The organism is Paractinoplanes lichenicola (assembly GCF_016785085.1).
GTDB classification, from domain to species: Bacteria; Actinomycetota; Actinomycetes; order Mycobacteriales; family Micromonosporaceae; genus Actinoplanes; species Actinoplanes lichenicola.
In genome coordinates this window covers 103,007-109,985 of the sequence record NZ_JAENHO010000021.1, presented here as the reverse complement: position 1 = coordinate 109,985, position 6,979 = coordinate 103,007, and the positions used below count along the sequence as shown (strand labels likewise).

Genomic DNA, 6,979 nt, shown 5'->3' with positions numbered 1-6,979 from the left:
TCAAACTCGGTTCTGCGGCCATCGCAGGTCTCTCCTTCGTGATCTTCAAGCAATCCGAAGGATCTGCGATGGCCGCTCTCGCGCGCCGGGAAAGCCCAGCTCATACACCACTTCGGTGGACGTGACCAACATGACCCGCCGGAGCGGGGCCGGCCGGGCCAGCAGCGTCTGGCACCCAGCCGACAGCCCCAACCCAGTAAGTAAGCACTCACAACCCCCACAACTTCGTAAGTGAGTACTCACAAACATGACCCGCCGGAACGGGGCCGGCCAGGCCAGCCGCGACTGACCCCCAGCCGATAGCCCCCAACCCAGTAAGTAAGCACTCACAACCCCCACGACTCCGTAAGTGAGTACTCACAAACATGACCCGCCGGAACGAGGCCGACCGGGCCAGCCGCGACTGACCCCCAGCCGATAGCCCCAACCCAGTAAGTAAGCACTCACAACCCCCACGACTCCGTAAGTGAGTACTCACAAACACTCGGCGGTTGGCAGGCGGGGCGCGGGACTCGGGGCGCGGGACTCGGGACTCGGGGCGCGGGACTCGGGACTCGGGGCGCGGGACTCGGGACTCGGGGCGCGGGACTCGGGGCGCGGGGCGCGGGACTCGGGGCGCGGGGCTCGGGGCGCGGGGCGCGGGACTCGGGACTCGGGGCGCGGGGCTCGGGGCGCGGGGCGCGGGACTCGGGGCGCGGGGCGCGGGACTCGGGGCGCGGGGCTCGGGGCGCGGGGCGCGGGACTCGGGGCTCGGGGCGCGGGGCTCGGGGCGCGGGGCTCGGGGCGCGGGGCTCGAACCTGAACCTGCGTCAGGCGCCGGTGCCCGGGTCCGAGTCAGTCGGGGTGCCGCGGTCGGGGTCGGGCCGAGTGTCGGAATTGGGCTCGGGTGGCGCGACCGAACCAGGCACTGCCGGCGGAGGTTCGGGTGAGGCCGGCGGCGTGGGCGGGGTGAACGGCGCGGCCGGTGGCGGGAAGGGCGAAGGTGCGGCCCAGGCGGCGGGATAGGGGTAGGGGTATGGGTATGGGTACGAGGTGGTGGGTGGGGGATACATCGGGGCGGGGGCGTACGGGCCTGCGGCCGGGTAGTACGGGGCGGGCGGGGTGGCGTACGGGAAAGCGGGCCGAAGGGGGCGGCGCTCGGGCTCGCCGCGGCGGAACCAGCGGGCGGCCGGGGACGTCGCGAGCAGGACCACCACGGCGACCGCCAGCAGCAGGATCAGGACGAAGCCGACGGCGGTGATGATGTCGTAGGCGAGGGACCAGCCGCCGTCGTCCAGGTTGTAGACGGTGTCGGAGAAGGCGAAGTCGTCGCCGGTGAAGTCCGGGTCGTCCTCGTAGACCGACGGGTCCTCGAACGGGATCGCAATCATGGCGAATGCGAAGACGCCGAGCAGGCCCAGCAAGCAGGACAGCAGCATCAGCAGCGCCGGCGCGCCCACCCCGACCCAGGTCAACACCCGGCCGACGTTGCTGCCGCGGCGCACGAAGATCGCGCTCACGCCGAGCCAGACGGCCAGCACGAACATCGGTACGGCGACGAACAGCAGGCCCGCGATGTTGTCCTCGCGTTCCCAGCTAATCGACGTCATGTCGGGGGTGCTGGTCGTGCGGACAGCTTCGTCGATCAGGCCGTTGTAGTGGACGGTGTCGGCGATCGACACCGCGACCACGAGCACCAGGGTCGCGACCAGGGCGACCTGGAGCCAGAAGGCGACGGTGACCACCGTGGGCCGGGCGGGTGGAGGGGTGGGTGCCGAAGTCACGAGCGCACGGTACGGCCCTCGCGACGCTGGCGGCAGAGCCGGACGGTCAGTTGATCTGCGACTGCATCTGCTTGACGGCCGCGGTGACGGTGTCGGCCGGGATGGCGAAGCCGACGCCGATGCTGCCCGTCGAGGACTCGCTGGCGGTGGCGATGGCGACGTTGATGCCGACGACGTGGCCGGACAGGTCGACCAGCGCGCCGCCGGAGTTGCCCTGGTTGATGGCGGCGTCGGTCTGCAGCAGGCCGGTCAGCTGCTCGCTGCCGGAGCCGGTGGCCGACTCGGTGGCCGTGCTGATGCTGCGGTCGAGGGCGGAGACGATGCCCGACGTGACCGTGTTCTCGAGGCCGAGCGGCGCGCCGAAGGCCAGCACGGTGTCACCCACGGCGACGCTGTCGTCGGTGCCGAACGTGACCGGGGTCAGGCCGGTGAGCCCGGTCGCCTGCACCAGGGCCAGGTCGTGAGCAGTGTCGGTGGCGACCACCCGGGCCGGTACGGTCTGGCCGGTCGACAGGCGCACGCTCACCGTGCCGTCGCTCTCGATGACGTGGTTGTTGGTCAGCACCAGGCCGTCCGAGCTGAGCACCACGCCCGAGCCGAGCGACGACGACTGGTTGCCGTCGACGAGCACGGTCACCACGCTCGGCTGCACCTGCTTGACGACGGCGGCGAGGTCGTCGCCCTCGGTGACCGTGGCGGCCGCGGTCGAGCTCGTCGTGGCGGTGGTCGCGGTGGCAGCGTGGTCGACTAGGTAGCGCTCGGCAACCACTCCCCCGGCGGTGCCGCCGGCGGCGATCAACGCGAGCACGGCGGCCCCACCGGCCACACGGCGCGGCCACCGGCGGTCACCCGGCGAAGCCGGTACGAACGGGGGCGCGGGCGGCGGGGGCGGCGTCACGTAGTCGTAGTGGCCGTAACCCTGGGAGTGGTCGGGCCGGGTCATCAGGTCGGTCATGGCGACGCCTCACTTCATTGGCTGATGAGCCAACAGTGACCCCGAACCTTGTCGGCTACCGGTGAGACGTCTGTGGGTTCGCTGTACGCCGCCGCTCACTCGTCCGGGTCGGGTCGCCACCCGTCGGTGGGCGCGCCGGGGCATGTGCGGGGGCGGCGCGCCTACGGTCGTCGCGTGCGTATTCGGCCTGTTTTCTCCGCTTCCCTGACTGCCGCGGCTCTGTTCGGGGTGCTGACCGGCTGCTCCGACCCCGAGCCGCCCACCCCGGTAGCGCCGGCGCCGCCACCGGCCATCGTCGAGGAGTCGCCGTCGCCTCTGACCTCCGTACGAGAAAGGGAACCGCAAGCCTCCGTACGGGAAAGGGAACCGCATGCCTCCGTACGGGAAACGGAACCGCAAGCGAAGGCACCCACCCGGACCACAGCGCGGGACATCGACGCGTTTGTCGCGTTGATGCGGGAGAAGCTGCCGGAGGTGGTGGTCGATCGACGGGACGAGGAGGTCGCCGCGCTCGGTGAGCAGACGTGCGCCGAGCTCAAGCGGGGGCGCAAGGACACCGCGGTGATCGCCGGGATGACCGATCAGGGATTCACGACTCCCGATGCGAAGACGGTGCTGACGCTGGCCAGGACGTCGGCCTGCCCGACCTGAGCCCCACCGCGGGGTCGGCCGAAAGTCGGATCGGGGCTCAGGGTTACGAGACGCCGGTCCGATGTTGTTCACAGGCCGCCGCCCGATGCTGGAGACACCCCCACAATCCAGCAGGAGGCACGAGATGTCCGCACGAGGATTCCTCTCAGTGGTCGGCACCGCGGTCGGCGGCGTGATCGGCCTGGGCACTCCCCCGCCGCCCGACCCCGAGTGCGTGCGCGAGCTGCTCGCCGAGCTCGACATGCTGCCCGGCGCGGGCGACGAGGAGCTGACCGAGGCCGTACGGGCGTTTCAGGCTCGCACCGGTCTCGTCGAGGACGGCGTCGCGGGGCCGCACACGGTGCACTTGTTGACCCGCTACGCGGCGCAGCGCCGGTTCTACCTCGCGGCGTAGCCTTGCCCGGATGACGGCCGGCGACCTCATCACCTACTACGACGACCGGACCGGTGAGCGTTTCGGCCTCACCGCGGGCGAGCTCGGCGGCTGGACGGCGGCGACATCCGCGCTGCTCACCGAGGGTTGCGGGCTCGGACCGGGCGACACCGCGGCGGTGCTGCTGCCGCCGCACTGGCAGACCGCGGCCGTGCTGCTCGGCGCGTGGTCGGCCGGCATCGAGTTGTCGATCCGCGGCTGGGCGACGGCCGGCCTCACTCCCGCGGGTGACCCGCTCGACGTCACGTTCGTGGAGCGACGCCGCATCGGCAACTGGCTCGACGAGGTGCCCAGCGGCCGGCACCAGTTCGTGCTCGGCCTGGCGCCGCACGGCGAGGCGACCGGCGACGTGCCGGACGGCTATCGCGACTACACCAGTGCGCTGCGGCCCCATCTGGGTGTGCACCCGCCGCGGCATCAGTTCCAGGAGCACCTGCCGGCGGTGACCGACGGCACCAGCTATCGGGAGTACGCGCAGATCGCGGCCGCTCTCGCCGAGCGCAACGGCATCCGGGCCGGCGATCGGGTGCTGATCGACACGACGTCGCAGGAGCAGCCGCTGATCTGGCTGCTGGGCCCGCTGTCGGTGGGCGCGTCGATCGTGCTCTGCGCCAACCTCGACGCCACCCGTCTCGACCAGCGGATCGCCCACGAAGGCGTCACAAAAGTCCTCTAGCCGCTTCGCCACCGGTCGCCACGCCGCCGGTCGCCACGCCGCCGGTCGCCACGCCGCCGGTCGCCAGTCGTTTTCAGCTGCGTCAGCTGCGTCAGCCGCCTCAGTCGTCGAAGCTCACCGTCACCTTCTCCGACACCGGCGTCGACTGGCAGGTCAGGACAAATCCGGCATCGACCTCGGCTTGCTCCAGGGCGAAGTTGCGCCGCATGGTCACCTCGCCCTCGACGACCCGGGCCCGGCAGGTGCCGCAGACCCCACCCTTGCAGGCGAACGGCAGGTCGGGGCGGCTGCGCTGGGCGCCGTCGAGCACGGTGTCGCCCGTCGTCACCGTCACGGTGGTCGAGCGGCCGTCGAGCAGCACCGTCACCTCGCTGCCCTCGCGAGGACCAAGATCATCCCGTACGGGTTCCGGTGGCGCCTCGTCGACCCAGAAGAGCTCGCGGTGGATCCGCTCGGGCGCCACCCCGGCCTCGGCCAGCACCTCGGTGGCGTCCATGACCATCCCGTACGGGCCGCACAGCCACCAGTGGTCGACGGCCGGCACGTCGAGCAGCACCGGAAGCAGGGTGCGCAGCTTCGGTCCGTCGAGCCGGCCGCTGAGCAGGTCGACCTCGCGCGCCTCGCGGGAGAGCAGATGCACCAGCTCGAGCCGGGACGGGTGCCGGTCCTTGAGGTCGGCCAGCTCCTCGGCGAACATCACCGTGTCGGCCCGCCGGTTGCCGTAGAGCACCGCGACCTGGGCGGCCGGGTTGCGCAGCAGCGAGACCGCGATCGACAGCACCGGCGTGATCCCCGAGCCGGCCGCGACCATCACGTGCCGGCCGCCGGCCTCGACGTCGGGCGTGAACGTGCCCGAGGGCGGGGCGACCTCGACCGCGTCGCCGACCCGCACGTCGTGCACGAGCCAGCCCGAGACCACACCGCCGGGCACCTCGCGGACGCCGATGCGCGGGCGGTCGCCGGCCGGGGCGCAGATCGAATACGACCGTCGTTCGTCCCGATCGTCGCCGGGCCGCCGCACGGTCAGCGACTGGCCGGGCCGGAACGCGTAGACGCTTGCCAGGTCGCCGGGGACGTCGAAGGTCACGGCGACGGCGTCGGGACAGAGCCGCTCGACCTCGGCCACCCGCAGCGCGTGGAAGTCCCGCACGTCAGATCTCCTTCACGTGCTCGAAGGGCTCCCGGCAGGCCGGGCAGCGCCGCAGCTCACGGCAGGCGGTCGCACCGAACGCGGCAAGCCGCTCGGTGCTCGGCTCGCCACAGCGTGGGCAGGCGACCTGGTCGTCCCGGATGCCGAGGGTGAGCGGGATCGGCCCCGATCGCCGGGGCGCGGGGCCGGGCGGGGCGATGCCGGCCGCCGCCAGCTTGGCCTTGCCCTCGGCCGAGATCCAGTCGGTGGTCCACGCCGGGGCGAGCGAGGTCCGTACGCTCGTGCGCTCGTATCCGGCGCGGTGCAGCGCCCGCCGCAGGTCGGACTCGATGGCCTCCAGAGCCGGGCAGCCCGAATAGGTGGGGGTGATGGTGACCTCGACGCCGTCGCCGGTCTCGCGCACCTCGCGCAGGATGCCCAGGTCGGCCAGCGTGAGGAAGGGCAGCTCGGGGTCGGTGACCGCCGCCGCCACCTCGGCCGCGCTGATCACCAGACACCGCCGGGGGTCGCGCGGGCCAGGCCCTGCAGCTCGTCGAGGATCTCGGTCAGCTCCTCGCCGTGCACGCCGTCGCGGCCCGCTGTGGCGCCGGGCGTCGATTCCGGGCTGCGCAGGGTGGCCACGCGCAACACCTCGTCGAAGACGGCGTCGCACTCCTCGCGCAGCCCGGCCGGGTCGACGCCCACGCGCAGCTCGACCTCGTGCGCGGCGAACAGCTCGCCGGTCAGCGGCCACACCGCGTCGACCGCCTCCTGCATGCGCCGGTGTGACAGCTCGGTGCCGTCGCCCAGGCGCACGACCCAACCGGCCGCGTAGTCGCGGTGGTAGGCGACCTCCTTGACCCCCTTGGCCCCGATCGCGGCCAGCACCGGATCGGGGTTCGCGGCCAGCCGGTCGAGCAGCGCCAGGCGCCACGTCGCGAAGACGAGCAGCCGGGCGATCAGGTGGGCGAAGTCGGCGTCGGTGCGCTCGGCCAGCCGCACGTGCCGGAAGTCTTCCGGCCCGCGGAGGTAGGCCAGGTCGTCCTCGTTCTTCTTGTCACCGGCCCCTGCCTCCGCCGCCCGGGTCAGCAGGAGGCGGGCCTGGCCGAGCAGGTCGAGCGCGATGTTGGCCAGCGCCATCTCGTCCTCGAGCTCGGGTGCGCGGGTCACCCACTGCTGCAGCCGGTGCGACATGATCAGCGCGTCGTCGCCCAGCATGAGGCAGTACGCGGCCAGGTCGGCGGGGTCGACGCCCGCGGGCAGGGCGGTCGGCACCCCGGCCAGCGGGTCGGCGAAACCCGTCCCGTACGCCCAGCGGGCGTCGTCGTCGTGATCGGTGAGGGCCTGATAGGCATCGTCGAAGGACATGGCG

The 6,979-nt window shown here is 72.3% G+C and carries 8 protein-coding genes; 3 read left to right on the top strand and 5 right to left on the bottom strand.

The genetic code is table 11. From position 1 onward, the window contains the following. Positions 1 to 809 precede the first annotated feature (809 nt). Positions 810 to 1,763: a hypothetical protein gene (locus tag JKJ07_RS46390; RefSeq protein WP_203078184.1), complete on the bottom strand. Its 954-nt coding sequence runs from the start codon at positions 1,761 to 1,763 to the stop codon at positions 810 to 812. 46 nt (positions 1,764 to 1,809) lie between these two features. Beyond that, positions 1,810 to 2,718, bottom strand: a complete 909-nt coding sequence (locus JKJ07_RS46385) for a S1C family serine protease (protein WP_203078183.1) — start codon at positions 2,716 to 2,718, stop codon at positions 1,810 to 1,812. Between the two features lie 174 nt (positions 2,719 to 2,892). Between JKJ07_RS46385 and JKJ07_RS51435 the strand changes: the two genes are divergently transcribed. The 3 genes from JKJ07_RS51435 (at position 2,893) to JKJ07_RS46370 (ending at position 4,478) form a co-directional block, all read left to right on the top strand. Then, positions 2,893 to 3,369 (top strand): DUF732 domain-containing protein, encoded by a 477-nt coding sequence (locus tag JKJ07_RS51435; RefSeq protein ID WP_203078182.1) that lies wholly within the window; start codon positions 2,893 to 2,895, stop codon positions 3,367 to 3,369. 124 nt (positions 3,370 to 3,493) lie between these two features. Further along, positions 3,494 to 3,763, top strand: coding sequence for a peptidoglycan-binding protein (locus JKJ07_RS46375; protein ID WP_203078181.1), 270 nt, complete (start codon positions 3,494 to 3,496; stop codon positions 3,761 to 3,763). Positions 3,764 to 3,773: 10 nt separating this feature from the next. Continuing rightward, entirely contained in the window at positions 3,774 to 4,478 is a 705-nt protein-coding gene (locus JKJ07_RS46370; RefSeq protein ID WP_203078180.1) for a TIGR03089 family protein, read from the top strand. Positions 4,479 to 4,578: 100 nt separating this feature from the next. On the opposite strand, the gene paaE is transcribed toward JKJ07_RS46370, so the two are convergent. From paaE to paaC, 3 genes are read right to left on the bottom strand one after another with little or no spacing between them, the layout of a single operon-like run. Beyond that, on the bottom strand, positions 4,579 to 5,628 hold the full coding sequence (paaE, locus tag JKJ07_RS46365; RefSeq protein ID WP_203078179.1) for a 1,2-phenylacetyl-CoA epoxidase subunit PaaE: 1,050 nt from the start codon (positions 5,626 to 5,628) through the stop codon (positions 4,579 to 4,581). Between the two features lies 1 nt (position 5,629). Next, positions 5,630 to 6,118, bottom strand: a complete 489-nt coding sequence (gene paaD, locus JKJ07_RS46360; RefSeq protein ID WP_203078178.1) for a 1,2-phenylacetyl-CoA epoxidase subunit PaaD — start codon at positions 6,116 to 6,118, stop codon at positions 5,630 to 5,632. Then, positions 6,115 to 6,975 (bottom strand): 1,2-phenylacetyl-CoA epoxidase subunit PaaC, encoded by an 861-nt coding sequence (gene paaC, locus JKJ07_RS46355; protein ID WP_203078177.1) that lies wholly within the window; start codon positions 6,973 to 6,975, stop codon positions 6,115 to 6,117. Before paaC ends, paaD begins: the two co-directional genes overlap by 4 nt. Positions 6,976 to 6,979: the final 4 nt, after the last annotated feature.